General features: G+C 62.9%; 23 protein-coding genes and 1 tRNA gene. 10 read left to right on the plus strand and 14 right to left on the minus strand.

The genetic code is table 11. The annotated features are described in order from the left end of the window. Nucleotides 1-32: 32 nt before the first annotated feature. The 7 genes from CQ020_RS09015 to CQ020_RS09045 all read right to left on the minus strand — a co-directional run bounded on the left by CQ020_RS09015 (nt 33) and on the right by CQ020_RS09045 (nt 5,950). Nucleotides 33-1,043 carry a hypothetical protein gene (locus CQ020_RS09015; RefSeq protein ID WP_105691538.1) on the minus strand — a complete coding sequence of 337 codons (1,011 nt, stop codon included), beginning with the start codon at nt 1,041-1,043 and terminating at the stop codon, nt 33-35. Between the two features lie 2 nt (nt 1,044-1,045). After that, a complete protein-coding gene (locus tag CQ020_RS09020) occupies nt 1,046-1,957 on the minus strand; it encodes a hypothetical protein (RefSeq protein ID WP_105691539.1) in 912 nt (303 codons plus the stop codon). Nucleotides 1,958-2,024: 67 nt separating this feature from the next. Further along, complete coding sequence (locus tag CQ020_RS09025) at nt 2,025-2,831, minus strand: amino acid ABC transporter ATP-binding protein (RefSeq protein ID WP_105691540.1); 807 nt, start codon at nt 2,829-2,831, stop codon at nt 2,025-2,027. Next, nucleotides 2,818-3,477, minus strand: coding sequence for an amino acid ABC transporter permease (locus CQ020_RS09030; RefSeq protein WP_024819820.1), 660 nt, complete (start codon nt 3,475-3,477; stop codon nt 2,818-2,820). The genes CQ020_RS09025 and CQ020_RS09030 overlap by 14 nt, the downstream gene beginning before the upstream one ends. Then, complete coding sequence (locus tag CQ020_RS09035; RefSeq protein ID WP_105691541.1) at nt 3,478-4,293, minus strand: amino acid ABC transporter substrate-binding protein; 816 nt, start codon at nt 4,291-4,293, stop codon at nt 3,478-3,480. Between the two features lie 230 nt (nt 4,294-4,523). Then, entirely contained in the window at nt 4,524-5,231 is a 708-nt protein-coding gene (locus CQ020_RS09040) for a hypothetical protein (RefSeq protein ID WP_105691542.1), read from the minus strand. Beyond that, the gene (locus CQ020_RS09045; protein WP_105691543.1) at nt 5,228-5,950 is read right to left on the minus strand and encodes a hypothetical protein; all 723 of its coding nucleotides are present in this window, start codon (nt 5,948-5,950) and stop codon (nt 5,228-5,230) included. Before CQ020_RS09045 ends, CQ020_RS09040 begins: the two co-directional genes overlap by 4 nt. 210 nt (nt 5,951-6,160) lie before the next feature. Here CQ020_RS09045 and CQ020_RS09050 point away from each other — a divergent pair, with 210 nt between their 5' ends. Together CQ020_RS09050 and CQ020_RS09055 are read left to right on the plus strand one after the other, a co-directional pair. After that, nucleotides 6,161-7,822: an ABC-F family ATP-binding cassette domain-containing protein gene (locus tag CQ020_RS09050; RefSeq protein WP_105691648.1), complete on the plus strand. Its 1,662-nt coding sequence runs from the start codon at nt 6,161-6,163 to the stop codon at nt 7,820-7,822. A 2-nt stretch (nt 7,823-7,824) separates the two neighbouring features. Beyond that, on the plus strand, nt 7,825-9,738 hold the full coding sequence (locus CQ020_RS09055; RefSeq protein ID WP_105691544.1) for an ABC transporter ATP-binding protein: 1,914 nt from the start codon (nt 7,825-7,827) through the stop codon (nt 9,736-9,738). 57 nt (nt 9,739-9,795) lie between these two features. Here CQ020_RS09055 and CQ020_RS09060 read toward each other — a convergent pair whose 3' ends face one another. The 3 genes from CQ020_RS09060 to CQ020_RS09070 form a co-directional block, all read right to left on the minus strand. After that, nucleotides 9,796-10,209 carry an NUDIX domain-containing protein gene (locus CQ020_RS09060; protein ID WP_105691545.1) on the minus strand — a complete coding sequence of 138 codons (414 nt, stop codon included), beginning with the start codon at nt 10,207-10,209 and terminating at the stop codon, nt 9,796-9,798. After that, nucleotides 10,206-10,664: a DUF6314 family protein gene (locus CQ020_RS09065; RefSeq protein ID WP_105691546.1), complete on the minus strand. Its 459-nt coding sequence runs from the start codon at nt 10,662-10,664 to the stop codon at nt 10,206-10,208. The genes CQ020_RS09060 and CQ020_RS09065 overlap by 4 nt, the downstream gene beginning before the upstream one ends. Nucleotide 10,665: 1 nt before the next feature. Beyond that, nucleotides 10,666-10,738: transfer RNA gene (locus CQ020_RS09070), tRNA-Arg, on the minus strand. Between the two features lie 108 nt (nt 10,739-10,846). Here CQ020_RS09070 and CQ020_RS09075 point away from each other — a divergent pair. Then, nucleotides 10,847-11,632 (plus strand): DUF998 domain-containing protein, encoded by a 786-nt coding sequence (locus CQ020_RS09075; protein WP_146116646.1) that lies wholly within the window; start codon nt 10,847-10,849, stop codon nt 11,630-11,632. 358 nt (nt 11,633-11,990) lie between these two features. Here CQ020_RS09075 and CQ020_RS09080 read toward each other — a convergent pair whose 3' ends face one another. Continuing rightward, the gene (locus CQ020_RS09080; RefSeq protein ID WP_105691548.1) at nt 11,991-12,617 is read right to left on the minus strand and encodes a hypothetical protein; all 627 of its coding nucleotides are present in this window, start codon (nt 12,615-12,617) and stop codon (nt 11,991-11,993) included. A 33-nt stretch (nt 12,618-12,650) separates the two neighbouring features. Here CQ020_RS09080 and CQ020_RS09085 point away from each other — a divergent pair, with 33 nt between their 5' ends. From CQ020_RS09085 to CQ020_RS09115, 7 genes are all read left to right on the plus strand, one after another. After that, a complete protein-coding gene (locus CQ020_RS09085; RefSeq protein ID WP_105691549.1) occupies nt 12,651-13,496 on the plus strand; it encodes an inositol monophosphatase family protein in 846 nt (281 codons plus the stop codon). 166 nt (nt 13,497-13,662) lie between these two features. Continuing rightward, nucleotides 13,663-14,952, plus strand: a complete 1,290-nt coding sequence (locus CQ020_RS09090) for a choice-of-anchor G family protein (protein WP_105691550.1) — start codon at nt 13,663-13,665, stop codon at nt 14,950-14,952. 42 nt (nt 14,953-14,994) lie between these two features. After that, nucleotides 14,995-15,177 carry a peptidase gene (locus CQ020_RS09095; protein ID WP_105691551.1) on the plus strand — a complete coding sequence of 61 codons (183 nt, stop codon included), beginning with the start codon at nt 14,995-14,997 and terminating at the stop codon, nt 15,175-15,177. A 91-nt stretch (nt 15,178-15,268) separates the two neighbouring features. Beyond that, nucleotides 15,269-16,630, plus strand: a complete 1,362-nt coding sequence (locus CQ020_RS09100) for a glycosyltransferase family 2 protein (RefSeq protein WP_105691552.1) — start codon at nt 15,269-15,271, stop codon at nt 16,628-16,630. A 5-nt stretch (nt 16,631-16,635) separates the two neighbouring features. After that, complete coding sequence (gene xrtS / locus CQ020_RS09105; RefSeq protein ID WP_146116644.1) at nt 16,636-17,226, plus strand: exosortase S; 591 nt, start codon at nt 16,636-16,638, stop codon at nt 17,224-17,226. After that, nucleotides 17,216-18,109, plus strand: coding sequence for a septum formation family protein (locus tag CQ020_RS09110; RefSeq protein WP_181151821.1), 894 nt, complete (start codon nt 17,216-17,218; stop codon nt 18,107-18,109). The genes xrtS and CQ020_RS09110 overlap by 11 nt, the downstream gene beginning before the upstream one ends. Beyond that, nucleotides 18,102-19,730, plus strand: a complete 1,629-nt coding sequence (locus tag CQ020_RS09115) for a hypothetical protein (RefSeq protein ID WP_105691555.1) — start codon at nt 18,102-18,104, stop codon at nt 19,728-19,730. Before CQ020_RS09110 ends, CQ020_RS09115 begins: the two co-directional genes overlap by 8 nt. Here CQ020_RS09115 and CQ020_RS09120 read toward each other — a convergent pair. The 3 genes from CQ020_RS09120 to CQ020_RS09130 are packed head-to-tail and all read right to left on the minus strand — an operon-like array spanning nt 19,723 to nt 22,795. Continuing rightward, a complete protein-coding gene (locus tag CQ020_RS09120; protein WP_105691556.1) occupies nt 19,723-20,421 on the minus strand; it encodes a LuxR C-terminal-related transcriptional regulator in 699 nt (232 codons plus the stop codon). The two genes, CQ020_RS09115 and CQ020_RS09120, sit on opposite strands and share 8 nt — an antisense overlap. Beyond that, nucleotides 20,415-21,563: a hypothetical protein gene (locus tag CQ020_RS09125; RefSeq protein ID WP_146116643.1), complete on the minus strand. Its 1,149-nt coding sequence runs from the start codon at nt 21,561-21,563 to the stop codon at nt 20,415-20,417. The genes CQ020_RS09120 and CQ020_RS09125 overlap by 7 nt, the downstream gene beginning before the upstream one ends. Further along, entirely contained in the window at nt 21,560-22,795 is a 1,236-nt protein-coding gene (locus CQ020_RS09130; RefSeq protein ID WP_105691558.1) for a sensor histidine kinase, read from the minus strand. The genes CQ020_RS09125 and CQ020_RS09130 overlap by 4 nt, the downstream gene beginning before the upstream one ends. Between the last annotated feature and the right edge of the window lie 15 nt (nt 22,796-22,810).

The following is a 22,810-nucleotide window of genomic DNA, read 5'->3' on the forward strand; positions in this document are numbered from 1 at the left end:
GGGGGCTTGTTCGCTGAGGCCTCTTCGCTGGGTTACGCCGCCAGTTCGGCGTCTATGGCATCTTTGAGCACCTGGACCCGAAGGGGAATCACGGTGTCGTGGTGTTTAATCTGGGCTGCCACGTTCTTGGAGAACACTTCTTCAACCAGGGTGGGCATTTCCTTCACGCCGTTCAGATAGCGTTTGGCCGCAAAGTCGAACTCTGACCTGTTGTTCTTGATCCGGGTGTTGAACGCCTTGACTTCGTCCGCAATCTTGAGGAGTTCCTCCTCGGAGGCGTTCCGTGCGGTGGCGTCATCAGCCTTCTTGACGTACTCATCCTTCAGCCGAACAAACTCGTTGTAGTTCTCCTCGGACTTTGCGGTTGTCTCCGCGTGCGATTCCAGCTGGGCAATCTCGTTGTCCAAGGTGCGGGCAAACTCCACGTAGGAGATGTTCTTGGATTGTTTGAGTTGGTTGACGGCTTCCCGGCAAGGGACAGCGGCCTGTCCAAGGAGTGTCTGGCGTTCCCGGAGGTTTGCTGCTTTGGAGCCCACAAAGAGTCCGTTGCACCCGGCGCCGTCCTCCCTGAAGAGGCCTTCGAACTGGGCGTAGGACTCCACGAGGCCCTCCATGGAGTCGAGGTAGGCCTGGTAGGAATCACCAAGCTGGGCTGCCGCCACGCCGATCCCCTCCGCTTCTTCACTGGAGCCGTTGCCCGTCTGCACGGCGCTCAGGGCTGACCGTGCGGAATTGATGGCCTGTTGGAAGTCGTCCCGCTCTTTGGCGGAGTTCTTCTCAGCCTCCTCTCGTGTTGCGGGGACATTCCGAGCCTTCTTATAAGCGGCCAGGTAGGCATTGGCAGCGGGCTGGATCTTGTCCCTTGCCTCAACGAGTGCGTTCAGCCGCTCATCCTTGAGGAGGGTCAGGCTTTCCCTGCGCTGCTGACCGGCGAAGTTGGTCAAGGCGATCACCACTACCGAGGCGACCACCGCCAGCACAACAGCAATGGCAAGGGCAATGAGGACCGGGCGGCGCTTACTGCGGACAGGTTCCATGGTCATCTCTATTTCCCCTCACCGGATGCTGCATCAAACTGTTCCAGGCTCTTCTTGAGCACGCCTTCGAAGTCGGAGTTTGCGCTGTTGGCACTCTCGATGATTTTTGAGTACTTGTCCTTGGTGGCAGTCTCATAAGTTGTTTGAGCCTTGGCGAATGCGTCATTGATATCCAACAGTGCAAGTCCGGCAAGCATGCTCTTGCTGAGGCGCTCAAAGGTGTCCTTGCTATTGAGCACTTCCTGTTGCTTGTCCCGCTGCCCGCGGATGACTGCCTCCACCTCGGTGAGCAGGGTGGTGGTCTCGGCGTCGGCGCCGTCTTTGGCGGTGGCCAGCGCGGCCAGGCACTCATCAGCACTCTTGACGTAGTCCTGGGCGTAGGTCTCACTAGCCACATTCAGTGATGAATGCAGGGCTGCACACGGCCCGCCCACAGACCGGTAGATGTTGGTGGTGTTGATCAGCAGTTGATCGTTGTAGGCGATCACCGCACTGTACTGATCCTTGAAGCGGTTGAAAGACTCGGCGACTGCCTGGTCCTTGAGTATCGGCGATTCGGCCATGTGTTCCAGGCGGTCACGGTTTGCCTGCGACTCGCGCACTATGCGCTCACGGTCCTGGCTCAGGACTTTCTCCTCTTCCGGCTGTCCCGCTTTTTCGGAAATGGCGTTCGAGTACCGCCCCGAGAACTGTTCCACCAGGGGATCGTAGAGGTTCATCGAGTTGTCCACGATCATGCGGTGCTTATCCAAGCGGACAACATCTGCGCGGCCCGGTTCGGCAGGCCGGGACAGGGCAAACCAGGTGCCAAGCCCGGCGGCCACCAAAGCCGCAACGAGGGCAACAACAATGATGACCGTGCGTCTGGAACGGGCCCTGGGGGGCGCGCTGATTGTCTCTTCCAAGGATTTATCCCCCATATTTGTGTCCTACCTGGATCCTGCCAACCACTCAAATCCTGCGAACCGCTTACATCCTGCGAAACCACTAGACGTCGTGCTGGAGCCGCTTCACAAAGAGCTTGGTCCGTTCCTGACGCGGTGCCCGCAACACCTCAGCTGCCGGCCCGCGTTCCACGACGACGCCGCCGTCCATGAAAATTACCTCGTCTGCCACATGCTGGGCAAAGGCGAGCTCATGGGTGACGATCACCATGGTCCACCCTTCCTCGGCGAGTTCCTTGATCACGCCGAGGACGTCGCCAACGAGTTCCGGATCCAACGCTGACGTGGGCTCGTCGAAGAGGAGAAGTTGGGGCTTGAGCGCCAGCGCCCGTACGATTCCCACGCGCTGCTGCTGGCCTCCGGAAAGCTCAAAGGGGTAGGCATCGCGCTTGTCCGCGAGGCCAACGCGCTCCAGCAGGCGTTCGGCGTCGGCAATTGCCTCTGCGCGGGGCCGTTTTTGGACCTGAACGGGCCCTTCGATGATGTTCTTCAGGACCGTCATGTGAGGGAACAAGTTGTAATGCTGGAAAACCATGGCGCTGCGGTCCCGGAGCGCAGCCACCTCTTTCTTCCCCACCTTGGCGCCGAAGTCGATGGCGAGCTCTGCTGAGGCATCGCCGCTTCCAAAGGTGACCGTGCCGGCGTCGGGAATTTCCAGGCCGTTCAGGGACCGCAGGACCGTGGTCTTGCCGGAGCCTGAAGGCCCGATCAGGGCCACCACCTGACCACGCCGGATATCGATGTCGATGTCCCGCAGGACAACGTTGCTTCCGAAGGCTTTGGCCAGGTTCCGCGCCACCAGGACCGAGGCGACGTGCGGCTGCTGTGCAGACTCGTTAGTGGGCGACATAGCGGTCCAATCTCTTTTCCACGGCGGATTGCGCTGTGGAAAGGGCCAGGCAAATGACCCAGTAAACCAGGGCTGCCTGCAGGTAGAGGGCCATGAACTCCTGGCTGAACGCCGCGATTTGCTGGGCGTTGCGGAACAGTTCGGTGACCAGGATGAGCGAGGCGAGGGACGTGTCTTTTACCAGCGAAATGAAGGTGTTGGACAACGGCGGAACGGACACCCGTGCTGCCTGGGGAAGGATGATGCGCACCAGCGCCTGCGGGCGGGACATGCCGATGGTGTGGCCGGCTTCCCACTGTCCCTTCGGAACGGACAGGATGGCCGCACGGATGATCTCCGCGGCGTACCCGCCCACGTTCAGTGAGAAGGCGATGATGGCGCTGGGCCAGGGGTCAAGCCGGATGCCGATGCTGGGCAATCCAAAGAAGATCACAAAGAGCTGCACCAGCAGGGGAGTGCCGCGGATGACCGAGACGTAGAAGCGGCCAATGCCTGACAGAAACCAGTTGGGGCTCAGGCGCATCAGGGCAACAACCAGCGCCAGAATCAAGCCGAAGGCAAAGGACGCGAGCGTCAGCGGAATGGTCCCGGTGACGGCGCCGGTGATCAGTGGCCCGAAGGAACTCCAGATGAGGTCCCAGTTCATCTACTTGGTGACGTCCGCACCGAAGTACTTTTCCGAAATTTTGGCCAGGGTGCCATCAGCCTGGAGATCGGCCAGTGCCTTGTCCACGGCTGCTGTGAGCTCCGTGGAGCCCTTGCGGAACACCATGGCGCTCTCGGTCTTTTCCGGTGCCTCGGCGGCCACCTTCAGGCCGGAGTCGGGAGTGTTCTTGGCGTAATCCAAATACGTGAGTTTGTCGTTCACCGTGGCGTCCACCCGTCCCTGCTGCACCAGCGTGGCGGACTGGGCCCAGCCTTCCACTGCCTGGACATTGGCGCCTGCTTCAACGGCCATCTTGTAGAAGTTGCTGGTCAGTGACTGGGCGGTGGTCTTGCCCTTGAGATCCGCGAAGCTGTTGATGCTGCTGTTGTCCGACTTGGTGACTACCACGCCGGTGGAAATGGTGTAAGGCGTGGAGAAATCGTACTTGGCCTTGCGCTCGTCATTAATGGAGATCTGGTTGGCGATGGTGTCGAATCGCTTGGATTCCAGGCCGGCAAAGATGCCGTCGAACTGGGTCTCCTGGAAGGTGGCCTTCACGCCGAGTTTCCCGGCCACAGCCTGGGCGATCTCGACGTCGAACCCGGTGAGCTCCCCGGCGCCGTCAGCGTGGAAGCTGAAGGGGCGGTAGGTACCTTCAGTTGCAATGATGAGTTCGCCCTTGGATTTCACGTCTGAAAGGGACGTGTCACCGCCAGACTGGGCGGGCGCAGATCCTCCGCCGCACGCGGAAAGTGCGAGGGCGGCCGCGGCCAGGGTAGCTGCGAGGACAGAGCGGCGGGTACGAAGGCTGTTCATGGAGCCATCTTAGTCACCGCCCCGGCCAGGCTTGGTGGGCGGCGTGCGAAAGTCCCCTTAAAAAGGCTGAGTGGGGGCGGTCCCCAACAGCCCGCCACCACTCATCCCCCCAATTGTGATCACGTGGGCGCCACATCCACCGGAAACCCGTTCTCTGATTCCGGTGTCAGGCTGCAAGCCGCGTTCACACATTCATGATTGTGCCACGATCTAATGGTTTTGTGAAAGTCTTACGTCGAGAAACGTTGCTTTCGTCGCGCAAATGACTTGGAGAACCAGATGCCAGCCAGTCCGAGGCAGGTGAAGAGGGCCGCCGAATAGTTGATGAGGACCCGCAACCAGGCCTCCGAAAAGGGAATGAGGGGAAAGAGCTGGGAGGACAACAGCAGCGATAGTCCCAGCAGGAGGAATGCTGAGGCGACGCGGAGCAGGACAGGGGCCGTGCTCACCACCGTTCGCCAGATGGCGGGTACCAGGCAGGCAGCTACGAACCCTGGATACAAGCGGCCCATCGCAGCGTATCCGTCCAAAGAAGGTCCCCATTTCAGCCCGCTCATTCCGGCCGAGGATCCCTGCGTGTCCGTAATGACGAAGAAATAGATGGTCAGGGCGCCGATAATTGCAGCGGCGGTGATGCCGAGGGGTCCCCGGATGGCACGCACCGCAGAGGGTGAACCGAAAGCTGTGGCGATCTTGATGCCCATGAAGTAGAAGGTGCCGTACAGCAGGAAACGGAGCACCAGATTGCAGATGTTCATCCCGCCGAACCACCCGTCAATAACCAGGTAGGGTGCCTCGATACTGATGAAGATGCTCAACGAGATCAGGGCAAAAATGTAGAACACTTCACGGTTTTCCCCCCGGAATGCGCTTGGAACCCGGGCGAGGGTAATCGCCAGGCACACCACCAGCGTGACCCAGGGCAGGACGGCCGTCATCCGAGGTTCTCCCAAATTCGTTCAGTTCGTTCGTGGTCTTGTTCCTGCCGGCGGAGTGTTTTGCCGAGCGCCAAAAGGCGTTCGCCGGCCAACGTCACCAGTCTGCCCTGTGACAATTTGTCCAGAGCTTCCTGCCGGGCGTTGGGGGGCCATCCTGCTTCGGCCTCCGTAATCAACCCACCGGCCACCAGTCCTCCCGCCGGCCCCACCCCGGCGGCGCGCGAGGTGGCGATGGCCAGTTCGGGCGGGAGCCGGTTGGCTGTCAGATGTGCGGAGAAGTTCTGCGGTGCAATCCCGGTGGTGTCGCTGACCCGGTGCCGCAACTCGCCGTCGTCGATCGCGTCCACCCAGTTCCGCACTGAGGTGGGGTGCGGTGGCTCGGAAAGACGCGGGGCAGGGGTGGAGCCGGGTTCGCTGCGGTCCACCACTGCGCGCAGCAAGTCGATGGTGGCTACCTGGCTGACCAATTCACAGGACGTGGGCGGAACGGGATCGCCCCGGAGCTCGGCGTAAAGATCAAAAGTGGCGAGGGCTTCAACAGGATTGACGGCGAAGCCGCGGCTGATACTCACCAAAGTGGATTCGGCAACCTTGCCACGGACCAGCTGCTGGGCCAACGTTGTCCGCTTGATGCCCGCGATCCTGCAGACGTCAGCTGTGCTGGCCTCGGGCGCAACACCATGAAGCCAGCGCTGGAACGCCTTGGACTGTAAGGGCATGGAGAACTTTCCTTGAGGGGCCGCTAAGGCCAGACAAGCTGAGGACCTAAGTGGGAGTACGAAACGATTTTACGCTGACGCCACATTGAATTATGCTTGATGATTGAACCCGCTGGTCCGTACACCCCCCAAGTCCGGACCAGCGGGTTTTTCCATGCCCGCGGGAATCGCGGCCTGAGTTTCCGCGTTCCCTTGCTGGAGGATAGACAAATGACTGCAACTTTGGTGGCTAAGGATCTTGCCGGTGGTCATGGCCATCGCACACTTTTCTCGGACCTTTCCCTGACCGTCGCGCCGGGCGATGTTGTGGGCGTGGTGGGAGCCAACGGCGCCGGAAAATCCACGCTGCTGCGCATCCTCGCCGGAGTGGACCAGCCACAAGCGGGGACCGTCAGCCTTGCTCCCTCGGATGCCTTTGTGGGCTGGTTGCCGCAGGAACACGAGCGCACCGCCGGCGAAACAATCGCGGCGTACATTGCCCGGCGCACGGGCTGTGCGCAGGCAACGCATGAGATGGAATCCACGGCCGAAGCTCTTGGCTCGGGGGCTCCCGGAGCCGATGACGCGTATTCCCTGGCCTTCGATCGCTGGATGGCCTCCGGCGCAGCAGACCTTGAGGACCGGCTCCCGGCCGTCCTGGCAGACCTCGGCCTGGAGCTCGGCGCCGACGCCCTGATGACCGGCCTTTCCGGCGGGCAAGCTGCGCGCGTGGCGTTGGCCGCGTTGCTGCTCAGCCGCTTCGACGTAGTCCTTCTGGATGAGCCCACCAACGATCTTGACCTTGATGGACTTGCCCGGCTTGAGGCCTTCGTCCAGGGCCTCCGCGGCGGTGTGGTGCTGGTCTCGCACGACCGCGAATTCCTGGCCCGCTGCGTTACAACCGTGGTGGAACTGGACCTCGCCCAGAACTCCGTAGCGGTATACGACGGCGGCTACGAAGCCTTCCTCGAAGAACGCGCCGTAGCCAAGCGCCACGCCAGGGAGCGTTATGACGAGTTCGCCAACACCAAGGCTGACCTCGTCTCCCGGGCACGCACCCAGCGCGAGTGGAGCTCCCAGGGCGTCCGGAACGCGATGAAGAAAAACCCGGACAATGACAAGATCCGTCGCGCCGCGAGCAGCGAATCGTCCGAGAAACAGGCCCAGAAAGTCCGCCAGATGGAGTCCCGCATTGCCCGGCTCACCGAGGTGGAAGAGCCCCGCAAGGAGTGGCAGCTGCAGTTCAGCATCGGCCAGGCACCCCGCTCAAGTGCCGTCGTCGCCACCTTGCGCAACGTCGTCGCCCGCCAAGGTGACTTCACGCTGGGTCCGGTGAACCTGCAACTCAACGGTGGCGAGCGCATCGGCATCACCGGGCCCAACGGGGCCGGCAAGTCGACGCTGCTGCGTCTGTTGTTGGGGACGCAGGAACCTGACGACGGCGATGCCTCCATGGGTGCCTCGGTGGCCATTGGCGAAATCGACCAGGCGCGTGGGCTGCTCGACGGCGGGCGGCCGCTCGGTGACGCTGTTGAAGCTGTGTTGATGGACTGGAACAGTGCGGATGTCCGCACTCTCCTGGCCAAGTTCGGCCTTAAAGCCGATCACACCTCCCGCACCGTGGATTCGTTGTCCCCGGGGGAGCGGACCCGTGCTGCGCTGGCGTTGCTGCAGGCCCGCGGCGTGAACCTGCTGGTGCTGGACGAGCCCACGAACCACTTGGATCTTCCGGCCATTGAGCAACTGGAGGAGGCGCTGGAAAGCTACGAGGGCGCGCTCCTGCTGGTCACCCATGACCGCCGGCTGCTGGAAAACGTTCGGCTCGATTCGCGCTGGCACTTGGATAACGGCCAAGTCCAGGAACTGCACCACACCCCAAGCCAGGAGAAGTAAGCATGAGCATGGACCGCGTTGCCTGGAGTTCGTTGTACAACATCACCACTGCCAAGAGTGGCTCGAAGCCGTTCTCCAAGGAAACCCTGAAAAGGGTCATGGCTTTTGCTGCGCCGCACAAGGGCAAGCTCATTGCCTTTGTGATCGCTTCGATCGCGGGTGCTTTCCTGGCTGTGGCTACTCCTGTGCTGGCTGGTCAGGTGGTGGATGCCATTATTGCCAACGCCGGCGTGGGCACAGTCATTTGGTTGGCCGTCCTGATTGCCATCGTCGCCGTGGGCGAGGCTGGCGTGGGCTTGGTGACCCGTTGGTTGTCTTCGATCATTGGCGAGGGCGTCATTGTTGACCTTCGGACGCGTGTGTTCGATCACGTGCAGCGCATGCCCATCGCGTTCTTCACCCGCACACGGACCGGCGCCTTGGTCAGCCGCCTGAACAATGACGTCATCGGGGCTCAGTCGGCTTTCGCGGGCACATTGTCCGGGGTGGTCAGCAATGTGGTGGCTCTGGTCCTGACGCTTGCCGTCATGCTCAACACGTCCTGGCTTGTGACCGTGCTGGCCATGGTGTTGCTTCCCATCTTCCTGATCCCGGCCCGGCGCATGGGGTCGAAGTTGGCGGACCTGCGCCGCGAAGCTGCGGCGCACAACGCTGCCATGGGCACCCAAATGACGGAGAGGTTCTCCGCACCGGGTGCCACGCTGGTGAAGTTGTTCGGCCGCCCGGACGAGGAATCCCGTGAGTTTGCGGCACGTGCCGGCCGGGTCCGGGATATCGGAATCCGGACTGCCATGCTGCAGTTCACGTTTGTCACTGCACTGACGTTGGTTTCGGCGCTGGCTTTGGCGTTGGTTTATGGTTTGGGCGGTTGGCTGGCAATCGGCGGGCAGCTTGCACCCGGTGACGTGGTGGTGCTCGCGCTTCTTCTGACGAGGCTCTACGCTCCGTTGACGGCGCTGTCCAATGCCCGTGTGGAAATCATGAGTGCTTTGGTCAGTTTTGAGCGGGTCTTCGAAATCCTTGACCTGAAGCCGTTGATCACCCAGAAGCCGAACGCCGTTGACGTTCCGGGCGGTCCTGTTGCCGTGGAATTCGACGACGTCCGCTTCTCCTACCCCTCGGCCGAAAAGGTGTCACTGGCATCTCTTGAGGACGTTGCCACCTTGGACACCCGGGGCGGGGAGGAAGTCCTGCACGGGGTCAGTTTCAGGGTTGAACCCGGCCAGACTGTTGCCCTGGTGGGCTCCTCCGGTGCTGGCAAATCCACTGTGGCCCAGTTGCTCTCGCGCCTCTACGACGTCGACTCCGGCGCCGTGCGCCTCGGCGGGCAACAACCCGGAACAGGCGTGGACGTCCGCGACCTCAGTTTCGACTCCCTCCGCGACACCATGGGCATGGTGACCCAGGACGGCCACCTCTTCCACGAAACCATCGCCTCCAACCTGCGTCTCGCCCGGCCGGAGGCCACCGATGAAGACATGTGGGATGTGCTCCGGAGGGCACGCCTGGAACCGATGATCCGGTCCCTGCCTGACGGTTTGGAAACTGTGGTGGGGGAGCGCGGCTACCGGCTCTCCGGTGGTGAACGCCAACGGCTCACCATCGCACGGCTCCTCATCAAGCAGCCCCGCGTTGTGATCCTCGACGAAGCCACTGCTGCGTTGGACTCCACCAACGAGGCCGCCGTCCAGGCGGCCCTGGGCGAAGCGCTTGCGGGGCGTACCGCCGTCGTGATTGCGCACCGCTTGTCCACCATCCGTGCCGCAGACGCCATTCTGGTGGTTGAGGACGGCAGGATCGTGGAGCGTGGCACGCACACTGAGCTGCTGGCTGCGGACGGACGCTACGCGGAGCTCTACCAAACCCAGTTCGCTGAGGCCACCGCTGTGGCACAGGAAGCGGTCCCGGAGCTTTAGCCCAACTGGGTAGCAGATCAGGCCGTTCTGAGCGCTCAGAACGGCCTGATCTGCTACCTACTTGGGCGGGGTCAGCAGCGGGATGACGTGGTCCGTCAGCAACGGCGCCAGGTCGGCGGGAAGCGGCGCATTCAAGTCCAGCCAGCGGATTTCCGCTATCTCCGCAGAAGGATGCGCCTCCCACGTTCCGGGGGCGGCGAAGACGGTGGCGTGGATGTCCGTGGCAGCCTCATTGGCGGCTGCCGCCAGCCACACGCCCAGGGGTTGGAGAACCTCCGGCGATACTTCGATGCCGACTTCCTCGAAGAGCTCCCGGGAAGCAGCCTGGGCAGCGGTTTCGCCGGCTTCGGGCTTGCCGCCCGGGTGCATGAACTTGTCCGTACCGCGTTTGCGGACGGTCAACAGCTGTCCTTGCTGGTTGTAGACGCAGACGGCGCTCACAATGATCAGGTCCGTGCCGGTTTCACTCACAGTTGCCTCCCGGCGTCGATCCGTACCAGGTGCGATTCCAGTAGCAGATCCTTGGCGGGCCCGTGGACATCCCACGTGAAGCTGAACGAGTCAGGTCCCTCACGCATGTACTCCACACGGTAATCGTCAGGGTCGCACCAGTGCTTGTCCTGGTTGCCCTCGTCGGAGAAGCTCATCACATGGAATGGCCGGCCGTCGGGGAAGAATACGTCCATCGAATCCGGCCCGGCGCCCGGTTTCAGAAGATACTCGCGGAATGCCGGCCCTGAGTGAGTAGGCCAGTGCATGGTTCCGTCTTCGCGGTAGTCCAGGCCGCCGTCGGGGTTAAGGGTATAGCGCACGACGCCGGTAAAGGTTCCGTTGGTGCCGGACGTCCGGTCCAAGAGGGTCCGCTCCACGCGCCAGCTCCCGGCCAGGTAGGCCTGCAAATCCGGGGTGGGCTGCTGGTGGTTCAAGTGCCCTCGATTGGAATCGAACCAACGACACCGGCTTTAGGAGAGCCGTGCTCTATCCACTGAGCTACGAGGGCCTGTGTGTCCATGGCTCTAAATCCCACTGCTGGAGCTCGAGGGCCCGGACACGACTACAAGCATACAAGCTGCCGGGGCGCTGCCCGAACACCGCTAGGCTGACGTTCATGAAAGGGCACGTGAGCGCACCGGCAACAGCTGGATCCTTCCTTCCGGATACCCGTAGCATCAGGGCGAACATCGGCGGCTGGGCGCAATTGAGCGTGGTCCAATACTTCGTTGCTGAGGCTGCAGTGATCGCGGCTTGGTCAGGCCCGGAGCCCTACAGCAGGACCACCGGGTTCATCAGCGACCTCGGGGCGGTCTCCTGCGGCATCTACGAGGACAGGGCAGTTTGTTCGCCGCTGCATCTGCTGATGAATGCCTCGTTCGTGGTGCAGGGCCTGGCCTTGGTCCTCGGTGCGCTGTTCCTGACGGCAGGGCTGTTGAGCGTTGCTGCGCGGCCCGGTGTGCAAGCCCGGCGTTTTCGGGCTGTTGCGGGTGGATCCCCGCAGACACGCGTGTTGACCGTGCCGTGGATCCTGGCTGTCGCCATCCGGATCCTCACCGGTGTTGCCGGGGTGGGAACGGTGATTGTGGGTCTGGTGCCGGAGGACCTGGGCTCTCCCTGGCATTTTGCGGGCGCCTTGATGTTTTTCATCGCCGGCGGCTTTGCGCTCCTGCTGCTGGGAGTCCTGTGGTGGCGGCAGACGCCGATGAGCTGGTTCCTCGCTGCCTGCGGGCTGATCTGCATCGGGGCACTCGTCATCGGTGCCATCACAGGGATGGAAGTGCCGCAGCCGGGATTGCTGGAACGGTTCATGGGCTACCCGGTGACTATCGGCCTGGCAGCCGCTGGCCTGGTGATTGCCCAGCGCGTCCACACAGAGAGGCGCGGGCTCCGGGTCCTTTGAGTTTTGCGCACCCGTAGCCGCCGTTTGCGCCCGTAACCACTGGTGCGCCGGGCGGGTACTGGTGCGGTGCTGGTGAACGTGTAGTGCGCTGGGCGGGTAAGGGTGCGGTGGGCGCGAACCACGGGTGCGCCGGGCGGGTAAGGGTGCGGTGGTGGTGAACGTGTAGTGCGCTGGGCGCGTAGGGGCGCGCGGGTGGGGCTCTGTGAGTTTTGCGCACCCGTTGCCGCCGATTGCGCCCGTAAGCTCTGGTGCATTTGGCGGGTAGGGGTGCGGTGCCGACGAAGGTGTGGTGCGCTGGGCGGGTAAGGGTGCAGCGCCGGCGAACGGGTGGCGCAGAAAACGGAAAGCCCGAAAATAATCAGGAGGGCTTGGGGTTCTTCCTGCCCAGGAACACGGCCAGTACGCCGCACAGGAGACTGATCAGGAACAGTACCCAGGACGCAACGGTGACTGCTGAGGCCAAAGCCACCGAACCGGCGTCCGGCGCTTCGGAAGCCAGCACCGAATCAATGGCCACATTGGACCAGAGGTGAGCCACCGCGAACAGCAGGGGAGCAGCCCACAATGCCCATCGCCATGACTTTCGCGCCACGTTGGTGCCGATCAGCAGGAGCCAGCTGAAACCGAAAATCAGCGGAAACAGGGTGCCGGCAGTCTTATGGACGTAATTGAGCTGGCCGCGGGCCGACTCGTCCATGGCCTCCCGAAGCTGGACGATGTAATCCTGCGAGAAGCCGCCGATCAACGAATCAGGCATGGCCAGGCCGCCCGAGAGCTGCGTCATCTGGTTGAGGGTGAGCAGGTGCAGGTACCAGAACAGGAAGAGGCTCGCCACGACTCCCGCGATCACAATGAGTTTGGAGTTGCTCTGCGCCTTTTGCGGGGTGCGCTGCGTGGTGGCGTTGATCACGGGAGGCAGCGAGTGATCGGGAACCACTGCCTTTGCTCCGTGCTTCTTGATGCGCTGGGCGGGTGTCTTGGCCATGTCATTCATTATCCCGCCACATAAGCTGGATCCATGACCACTGGCAGGCACACAGCAACTGAACTCGATCCATCACTGGATGACTACCAACTGGCCAGCGCCCTGGTCCGCGAGGCGGGCCAGCTGGCGCTGCTCATGCGGATGGGCGGACTGCAGGGCGAACGCAAGACCTCAGTGTCCGACGTCGTCACTGCAGCCGATCACGCAGCAGAGGCTTACGTCATGGATCAGCTGCGGCGATGCCGTCCCGACGACGGCATCCTCGGCGAGGAAGGTGCCTCCGTTGCCGGGACCAGCGGCCGGACCTGGGTGATCGACCCCGTTGATGGCACCTACAACTTCCTCCACGGCTCCACGTACTGGTGCTCGGCCATTGCCCTTAAGCGCGACGATTCAGACCACGGCGGCAAGCCGGTTGCAGATCCGGAGGTGCTCCTCGGGGCCATCTATCAACCGGAACTGGACAAGCTCTGGCTGGGCGGCCAAGATCGCCCGGCCACCCTGAACGGCGAATCGATCTCAGGTTTCGGCGACCTCCCCGTGAACCAAATCTCTGCTGCCACCTACATCCATCCCACCTGGTTGGCGGATCCCCGTGCCGCCATGCCGTGGCACGCTGCTGCAGTTTCCGCCGCATCATTGCGCATGTTCGGTTCAGGCTCCTGCGACCTCGGCCGGGTGGCTGACGGCGAACTTGGCTGCTGGTTCCAGCACAGCTGCCCGGAATGGGACTGGCTTCCCGGCAAGGCGATCGTCCGCGCGGCCGGCGGGGACACCGCCGTCGTGCAGGTCAACGGACTGAACTGGTTCGTGGCGGGAGGCCCGACGGCGGTACGCGAGTTGAGCGCCGCCCTCACCTCTGTTCCCCAATTTGCCTAGTCTTTTCCAGACTCTTTGAGGCCCTGAAACAGGGCGGTTAACCCCTTCGGGTACCTCCGCATGGTGGGGCCCTTTCCCCTTGTTATTTTGCACCGGGGAGGCGATTGCCTCCACGGTCTCAGCTGCAGGCCTGCTTTGTCCTGCAGCGTTCGCAAGGGGGAAGTACTTGAACAGCAAGAGCAAGTTGTGGCCCGCCGCTGTCGGCGTCACCGCAGTCTCGGCCTTGGCCATTGGCCTGGTGGCCGCACCGGCTGCCAACGCAGCACCCACTGACGTGATTTCCATCGGCAGTGGCCAGATCATTGATGGCTCAGTCCTCGCCATCCCGAACTTCGCCGGACTCGCTGCCAACGGTGCAGCAACCGCCCAGCAGATCGGGACGCCGCCAGCTGGACCGGCCGTCATCGAAAACACCACCCCGCTGGACCTCAGCGCCGTCTTCGGCGTGGTCAACGTGGGCGCGGGCAACATCCCGTTGCTGCAGAACAACGGCATCATCCAGGTAGGTGCAGTCAGCCAGTACGGCAAGGCTGTTAACGATGGCTCCTCGGAAGCGTTCTCCGGTACCGTGAGCGGCGCTCCCGGCCTGGTGACCCTGCCCGGCGGCCTTCCGAGCAACGGCGATCCCGCCATCCCGGCAGCCCGTATTACGGCCGGCACCGCAGCCATCCTCGGTGGCGCCGATCTGGTGAACGTCAACCTCCAGGTCACCACCCTCGCGGCAGCAGCCAAGAAGGACCAGGGCGCAGCACCGCAGGGCGCCTACGCCCTTGCCGGTGTTTCGGCTGAGGTTGGCGGCACCGTTGTTGGAGGCGTTGCAGGCACCGTTAGCGCAGCCATCAACACCGCCAACGCCGTGCTGACTCCGCTGGGCATCACCGTTGCCAACCCGGTAGCTGGCGGCACCATCGCCATCACCGAAGCTGACCTCCTGGCTGTTGCCGGCGTTGCTGACCTGAACTCGCTGCCGGCCGGAACGGACCTGATTTCCTTCCTGCCGCAGGCTGTTGCCAACAAGCTCACCTCGGTGGTCAGCAGCACCCTGGCAACCGCCACGGCTGCGGTCAATGCCCTCGGACCCATTCCGAAACTTCTTGCGGCTCCGGCCCTGGCAGTGCTCACTACCGCGCTGAACGGCGTGACCAGTGCAGTGGCTACCAGCGTTGTGGCTCCTCTGAGCACCGCCCTGACCGCCCTGGTTTCGGCCAAGGTCAACGTTCAGGAAACCGCTCCGTCGGGCGCCTTCACCCAGCGTGCCCTGCAGGTGGCCATTGCCGGAGGCTCCATCGCCACCGTCAACCTGGCCAACGCAACTGTTGGTCCCAACCTTGATGCAGCGGCGATCCCGCTGGTCAACGCTGACACCATGGCCATCACCGGTGGCGTGGCACTCCTGGCACTGCTCAGCTGGCTGTTCGTTCGCTCGCGCCGCCGGACTGCAGTAGCTGCTGCCTGATCGCCTTGCGCGAATCAAGCATCAGCGAAAGGAGAACCCCTCATGTACGGCAATAACTGGACGGCCGGCGGCACAGCTGCAGGCGGTACCACGCTCGCTGTCACCGGCGCCCCAACCCTTGGTTGGGTCATCCTGGTGGGGATCGCCCTGCTGATCACCGGATTTGTGGTCCTGCGCAACAGCAGGCTCAAAGCGGCAAAGCGGGGAGCAGACCCCAACTCGTAATACCATCGGCGGGGCGGCTTCTTCAGGGAGCCGTCCCGCCACACCAATTTTCCCCATGGCCCCTCCGGCCTTGCACAAGCATCGGAATTAAATGTCGGTACTCGAATCCGCACAGGCGCTGGCTTTTGTGCTCCTGGTGGTTTTTTTGTCGTACATCCTTGTGATTCTGGTGCCCTTCCTGCGGCGTAAACCCGATCCCGAGGGCGATCCTGACGCCTTCTCCTGGCATGTGTTCATCCCGTGCCGGGATGAGGAAGTGGTCATCGCCAACACCTTGGACCTGCTCCGCGCCCGGTTTCCACAGGCGCACGTCTGGGTGGTGGATGACGACAGCGACGATTCCACCGCCGGGATCGTGGAGGCCGCCTCGGACCGCGACAGCATGATCCACCTGGTGCGCCGCCGCCGTCCGCTGGCCCGCACCGGCAAGGGAGACGCGCTCAACGCCGCTTACCGCACCCTGGACCGGTGGCTGCCTGCCGACGTCGACCGTTCTTCAGTGATCGTCCTGGTGGTCGACGCCGACGGCCACCTCGCGGACAATGCCTTCCGCCAGGCGGCTGGTCCCCTCGCGTTCGGTGACGCCGAGGTGGGTGCTGCCCAGACTGCCGTCTGGATGTCCAACCTTGATGACCCTGACCTCAAGGGCGGCACGGGCCTTGCCCGCCTCAAAAAGTCCTTCGGACGGTACCTGGTGCTGATGCAGGACATGGAATTCCGCACCACCATCGCGGCCATGCAGTCATTGCGCCGCCACACCCTGACCGTTGGTTTGGGCGGCAATGGTCAGTTCACCCGGTTGTCCGCACTGGACGCCATTGCCAAGACGTCCGGGCAGCCATGGCATGGCGCCCTGCTGGAGGATTATGAACTCGCCATCCACATCATGCTGGGTGGCTACAAAACCGTGTACATGCATGACACCCACGTGGCCCAGGAAGCACTCCCGGACCTTCGCCGCCTCCTCACCCAGCGGACCCGCTGGTGCCACGGCGGTATGCAATGCAGCGTCTACTTGAAGAGGATCTTTGAATCGCCCTACTTCAGCAATGTGGGCGCGATCGAATCCAGCTACTTCCTGATCCAGCCCTTCATCCAGATTGTTGGCCTGGTCCTGTGGCCAACCCTGTTCATCACCATGGTGGCCCAAGGTGCCCTCACCATGGGCAGTTTTGGGGCCTGGATCAGTGCGGCCTGGTTCATCATTCCGCTGATCTTTGCAACGGGCGTGCTGCCCTTTGCGTTGTGGGGACTGGTGTACAGGCGGCAGGTCACCCCGGAAAAGAACTTCATGCTGGGCGTGGTGTGGGGCCTGGGCTACTGGCTCTACATGTACCAGAACTACGTCACCGTGCTGCGGGCAACCTACCGTCTGATCACAGGCCGGCAAGGGTGGGCCAAGACCCGGCGCAACCAGGAAACAGACGTCAAACTCCTAGCGAAGGAAGCCTAGTGGCGATGAGTGCCGAGATCAGCGACGTCCCTGTCCCGCACGGACCACGGGCCATCCCGGTAAGGAAAGCACGCGGCGGTGGGCTCATCGGGCTGGTCTTCCTCGCGGCGGCCGCTGCTGCAATGATGCAGCAAGAGCAGATCCGGGCAGCGGAAGCCTGGCTCATGGCAGCTGTGTTCGACGGCATCCTCGGCGGCGCCTCCTACAGCGTGGGCGACATCATCTTCCATAACGTGGGAGGGGGACAGCCGTTCGCCCTCCAGGTCACCGGGCTCTGTTCCAGCGCCGTGCTCCTGGCCCCGATCGCCGGACTGGCCGGGATTCTGTTCCTGATGGGGCGCATCCCGGTGTCGCGCCTGATGCCGGCGGCCATCATTGCACTGGTGATCGTGAGCGTCAGCAACGCCACCCGATACTTCATGATTGCCGCAGCCCAACAAAGCTGGGGCCAGCAGGGCTTTGACCTCATGCACCACTTCCTGGGGTCCTTCGTGGTGATCTTCGGCTTTGTTGCCGCCATCATCGTCCTGGTGCGTGCCGCCGTCGTCCGTAAAGGCCGTTCCGGCTCCCGACACAAGGGCCGGCGTGCGTCGTAATCCGCCTGTACCCCGCATCCCAAGGCTTGGCATCGCAGTTGCGTCTCTGGCCTTTGTCCTCGCCCTGACCGGCTGCGGTAGTGCCGGTCCAACCACGCTCGACGCCGCGAAAGTCTCCGAAAAGACCTCTGCCGAGGTGGACAGCTGCCACATCATCACAACACCGGAAGAATTCGGGGCACCGAGCGATGCGAGGCCGCCCGTGGACTGCGCAGAGCCGCACAGCACGCAAACGTTCCTTGTGACCAGCTTTCCGCAGCCGTTGGCGAATCAGAAAGAGCGGCCCCTGCAGGAGCAGCTTCACAACGCCACCAACCGCCTGTGCCCCGCTGATGAACTGCGCAAATACCTTGACGGCACCCCTCGTGACGCCACCACCGGGATGGAGATCGCTGGTTACTATCCCAGCCGCGCGGAATGGGCCGCAGGAAGCCGTACGGTCCGCTGCGATGTCCTCTTGACCGAAAAGTCCGGGGGCCCGCAGCAAACCACCCTCAACCTCAAGGGAGCGCTCGCAGGCCCCGACTCGGCACAGATCCGGCTCTGCTATTCACAGGAGATCAAGGACGGCGTCCTGAGCAGCGAGGGGGCGGACACACTGTGTTCCGAACCGCACACGGCAGAAGATGTCAGCGCCTGGATTGGTCAGGATGCTTCTTTGGTCAGCCTCGCCGCACAACAGGAGCGCTGCTTGCCATTCGTTCTGGAGTTCCTCAAAGCCGAGGTCCTTCCGGAAGACCGGGAAGTCCGTCCCGTCCTCAGAATCGACGGCGGTGCAAGGGCCATCCGCTGCGCCGTTGCACCCAGGCAAGACGTCCCGGCCGCGTGGACCGGTACCTTGGTGCCGGCACGTGCCGTCAGTGATGGAGCAGTAAGTGGTTGAGACCAAGCCGGAAAGTTCGGCACCAGCGGAGGAATTCGAACCCACGCCCGTGCGGTCCGGCAAGAATCCCAGGCCTGGCCCGCTCCGCAGAATGGGCAGGTTCCTTGCCCGGGTGTTTGGTCCCGGCCACCTCACCACCGGAGGCGCTCTTCTACCTGCCCTCATCACGGGTGCAGTCTCCGCCATAGCCATGATGGTCCGCCTGTTCGTTCCCGGACCCGTCGGCATGGGAGACCAAGGCGACGGCCACGCGCTGCTCTGTTCACTGGGAGTAAGCAACGTCCGTCCATGGGATTACGGCGAGTTCACCCGCTTCATCTACCCAAGCTGGGTGCCGCATGAATTCGTGGGAGAAGCATGCGGCGCTGCGGGTTCCGGTGAACCTGTCTACTCATCCCAGCTGGCCCTCCTGTGGTTGGGCAAGCTGATCACCCCGCTCCTGGGATGGGGTCCTGGCTTGGACACACGCGCCGTGGGCGTGGTGTGCTGCCTTGTGTTTGGGGCGTTGATGGCTGCACTGGTTGCCGTCCTCCCGGGCCGAGCCAGCTTCCGGATCCTGATAGCAGCTTTGGTCACGGTGGTGATGGCCGACGGTATCTTCTCTGACTTTTTCATCTCGCCTTACCCTGAAGCCGCGGCTTTCCTGGGAATCCTGGCCTTGATGGTGGCACTCCTGCATTACTGGAACGGCCGCGGCAACCGCTGGCTCGCGCTTCTGTTCGTGCTGGGGGCCGGAGCCTTCACGATTGCTGCCAAACCGGAGATGGTGTCCTGGCTTCCTTTGCTTGCCTTGGCCCTCCTCTGGCTGCCGGACAGCCCGTCACGGCGCTCCGGGCGCCGCTTGCCGCAGAAGACATGGTGGCGGAAGAGCATTGTGCCGTTCACCGCGGTGATAGCCATTGCAGCCATGTCCGTAGCGGTCCTATCCTTACAGCCCAAACGCACCACCGACGTGAACCTGTACAACGCAGTTTTTGCCGAACTTCTGCCCCACAGTCCCGTTCCAGAGGACGACCTCGCCTGGCTGGGACTGGACCCGGGCTTCCTCGCCTCAAGTGGCACTACGGTGGCATCACCGAAATCAGCCGCCCTGAACCCGAAATTCCACGAGTTCCAGGAAAAGGTTGACCCGGCCAAGCTGGCTGGTTTCTACGCCAGTCATCCTGAGCGCCTGATCGGAATGGGGGAGCGGGGGATCACGGCCATGTTGACCCCCGAATTGGGCTACATTGGCTCCTTCATGGAAGGCCAGGGGCAGGAGCCATACGCCAAGGACCGCAGGTTCCCTGTGGTGCTGGGGCTCTACACCGCGATGAAGGCCGTGCCTGTGGCCCTGGTAGCCATGCAGCTTTTGACCCTCATGTTGGGACTGGCCGTTGCCTTCCGCAAGAGGGCCGCGATGGGGCGCTTGGCTGTGGTGGTTGTCCTGGCCGGGTGGCTGCAGTTCTGGGTGGTCATGGTGGTGTCCGGACAACCCGAGATCTACCGGCAACTGGTCATTTCAGGGTTCCTGGGCGCTCTGTGTGTACCCCTGTTGGTCGCCTTGATCAGTGTCCTTGCGTCGAATCCGGCCGCCCCCAAGCTTGGTGATCCAGCAGTCATTGATCCAGCAGCTACGTGATCCAGCCGTCGGTGCTGAGCTGCCGGCGCAGGCTGATCACATTGCCCAGCTTGATTCCGGCAGCTCCATAACGCTGACGGATTCTGTGCAGGTGGGCTTTGACGGTCTGTTCGCTGATTCCCATGGCGTCCGCTACACCGCGCACTGACATGGCGTGGCTTCCGAGGTACAGCTCTGCGAGCCGTTGTTCCCGGGATGACAGTTTGACGCGTACCGGCGCCGTGTCCACCAAGACTGCGGCCGCGTCAGGGTGAACGTATTCCTGTCCTGCCGAGGCTGCGCGGACGGCGAGCTCGGTGTGCCGGGGACCAGCAGATTTGGGTACATACCCCAGCGCGCCGGCGGCCAAGGCAGCCCCGGCTTCCCAACCGTCCAAGCGGGTGGCAAGAACCACCACGCGCAGGCCGCAGTCCACCAGCCGGTGAACTGCCGGGATCAACTCCGTGTGGAGGTCCAGGGTGCCCAGGATCGCCACGGTGATTTCCGGGTCTGCCCAGGACGGGTTTGCCCAGGACGGGTCTGCCCAGGACGGCGCTGCCGCTAATGGCTCAGGGTGAAGCTCAGTGTTAAGTTCAGGGACAACGTTGAGTCCGGCTGCCACCACCAAGTCCGGGGCACTGCAACGGAACCATGCAGACAGCGTGTCGATCATCAGCTGGTGATGATCCACAACGAGTAAACGCGTCACCATGGCCTGGGCGCCTTCACCCGGACCATGATGCTGGCTCCTCCGGGATCGGTCTGGACGCGTGGCCTACCCAGCGATTCAAGCTCGCTCCATAACGCCGGCGTGCAACGTTGGGGGTTCAGGTTGGTCACCCTCCACGTAATGAGGACCGTGTCCTCCACATGGGGTTCAACGTAGACGTGGAGCTTTCCTGCTGCCGCGAACGCCGGGACTTCAGGGGAATGGACGGGTGTGGACGCCAGCAGCATGGTGCTGGCCAAAACAGCGGAGCGGGAGGCCTGCGGGAGATGTTCAACGAGGTCCGGCTGCGCCACCACAACCACTTTGGACTCAAGCCCGGCCAATGCCAAGGACTCAGTAAACCAGTTGGTGGAGTGGCACACCATCAAGTGGGCCCGGAGTTGCCCGGCCAATTCCTGCGCCTGCTCGGCCAACTCGGGGCGGAGGGGAAGTCCGCGGGTTTCGGCCACTTTGGCGAAAAGTTCCTGGATGTGTTGATGCGTCACCGCCAGCTCTCCAGACCTGGCTGAAGCCCTCGAGTCAGCGTGCTCCGTGAGCGTTTGCAAGGCCTGGATTGTCTGCCGTGCTGTTTGCCCTTCCGCCATGCTGCGAAGGATGAAAACGGTCAGTCCGCCAACGAGTCCCGGGAAAAGCGTGATGAAGAAAATAAGGAGTCCGTCTCCGGAACCGAAGCGTGGAGTGGTGGCGTAGTAGATGCCGCTGAGGACGGAGTTTGCGGAGATCAGCACCAGGAAGCCCAACAGGTCCCAGCGCAGGGCAACCAGGAACACCAATGACGTTCCGAGCAGGACGTTCAAGGCCAGGGCAGGGAAGCCGGAAGTCGGGGTCATCACTCCGGCGGTCATGACGCCCGAAGCGATGGAGGAGGCGAGCCAGATCAGCCTCAAGCCTGGGAGCTGGCCGCGTGGGGTTTGCGGATGCGAGGCAATGACGGCCACTACAAGGCCAAGGAGATCGAAACCCAGGGCAACAACCGTCAGTTGCCGGGCGCCGCCTTCGTTCGGGGACAGCACAGCGGTAACGAACGAGACCATCCATAGAGTCACACTCGAAACCAGAAGGATGCCGCGGGAGATGAAGAGCGGTCCGGTTGTCGTCGCCGTCTGGAGAGGCACTAGGCTCATGGGGCCTCTATTTCAAGGACCTCGGCTTCAAGAACTACGGTGGTTCCGCGCCCGGGGGCGGACAACACCCTCGCCCTGCCACCCACCTCGTCCATGCGGTTGACCACGGACTGCCTGACACCAAACCGCTCCCCGGGGATCGACTCAGGATGGAACCCGCAGCCGGCATCGCTGATCAGAACGGACACCAGGGAACCAGTGCGGGAAACCAACACGTCCACCCTGTCGGTTCCCGCATGCCGGGCGGCGTTGACCATGCACTCCTCCGCAGCGTCCACCATGGCGGACTGCGTCCCCTCCGGAAGCGTTCCGGCTTCGCCAAAGACAGAGATGGAAAACCCCTGCCGGCTATGGCGGACGGCACGCTCGGTCAGCAGGGAGGCCAGATCGTGTGAGCTGGAACGTTCGACGACGGCCACGGCTCTGTGGGTCCGTTCGGAAGCGTCGGCGTCCACCGCAGCGGTGCGGGGTGAGGAAGTCCTGGAACCCAACGCGCCGCCGTCGAACGGCCTGACGGTGAGCACTTCCCGCAACTTTTCAGGATCGGCTCCCGCTCCGCCATGGGCTACTACGGCCAAGGATCGCAGGACGGTGTCATGCAGGAGCCTGGCGTCTGCCTGGTTCGCACTGATGATGTTCCGGGCCACGGCCTGGGCGGCATTCGATACAGCCTTTACCTCTTGGTCGCTCCACAGGGCATCCAGCGCTTTGGGCGCGGTGTGCCGGATGGCCAGCAGGATCAACCAGAAGCCCGTGACGATCAACAGGGTGGTTGGGCCCAGGTTGTGGACCATTGATGAAGCATGGGTGTGTCCCAAGACCAGAGCACCGAGCAGCGCAGTGAAGGCTGCCGATTTCCACGTGGGGCGCAGGGACAGCGCCACCACTGAGCTGGCCCCCATGGCAAGGCTGTGCGCGAGGAGCAGGGAGTCTGACTCCTGGCGGTAGGTCACACCTGCAAGGACCTCGGAGAACGTGATCAGGCCGAGCACCAGAACCAACCGCAGGGGCCAGATATCCGTCCATAACATCGCAGCGAGGCAGGCAACCAGGAGAATCACCAGTACTGAAGCCGCTGCCCGCTGCCAGAGCGGACCGCCCATGCTTGGCCTGACATAGAGCCATGAACACGCGATGAAAACAAAGGCCACCAAGGCGCCACCCCGAACCACCAGATCTGAACGATCCAAGTTCAGCAGGCGGGTTGCCAGTCCCCTGATCTCTGCCCCCACTAATTGTCTCCCCCG

It is taken from the genome of Arthrobacter sp. MYb23 (assembly GCF_002979775.1).
Classification (GTDB): Bacteria; Actinomycetota; Actinomycetes; order Actinomycetales; family Micrococcaceae; genus Arthrobacter.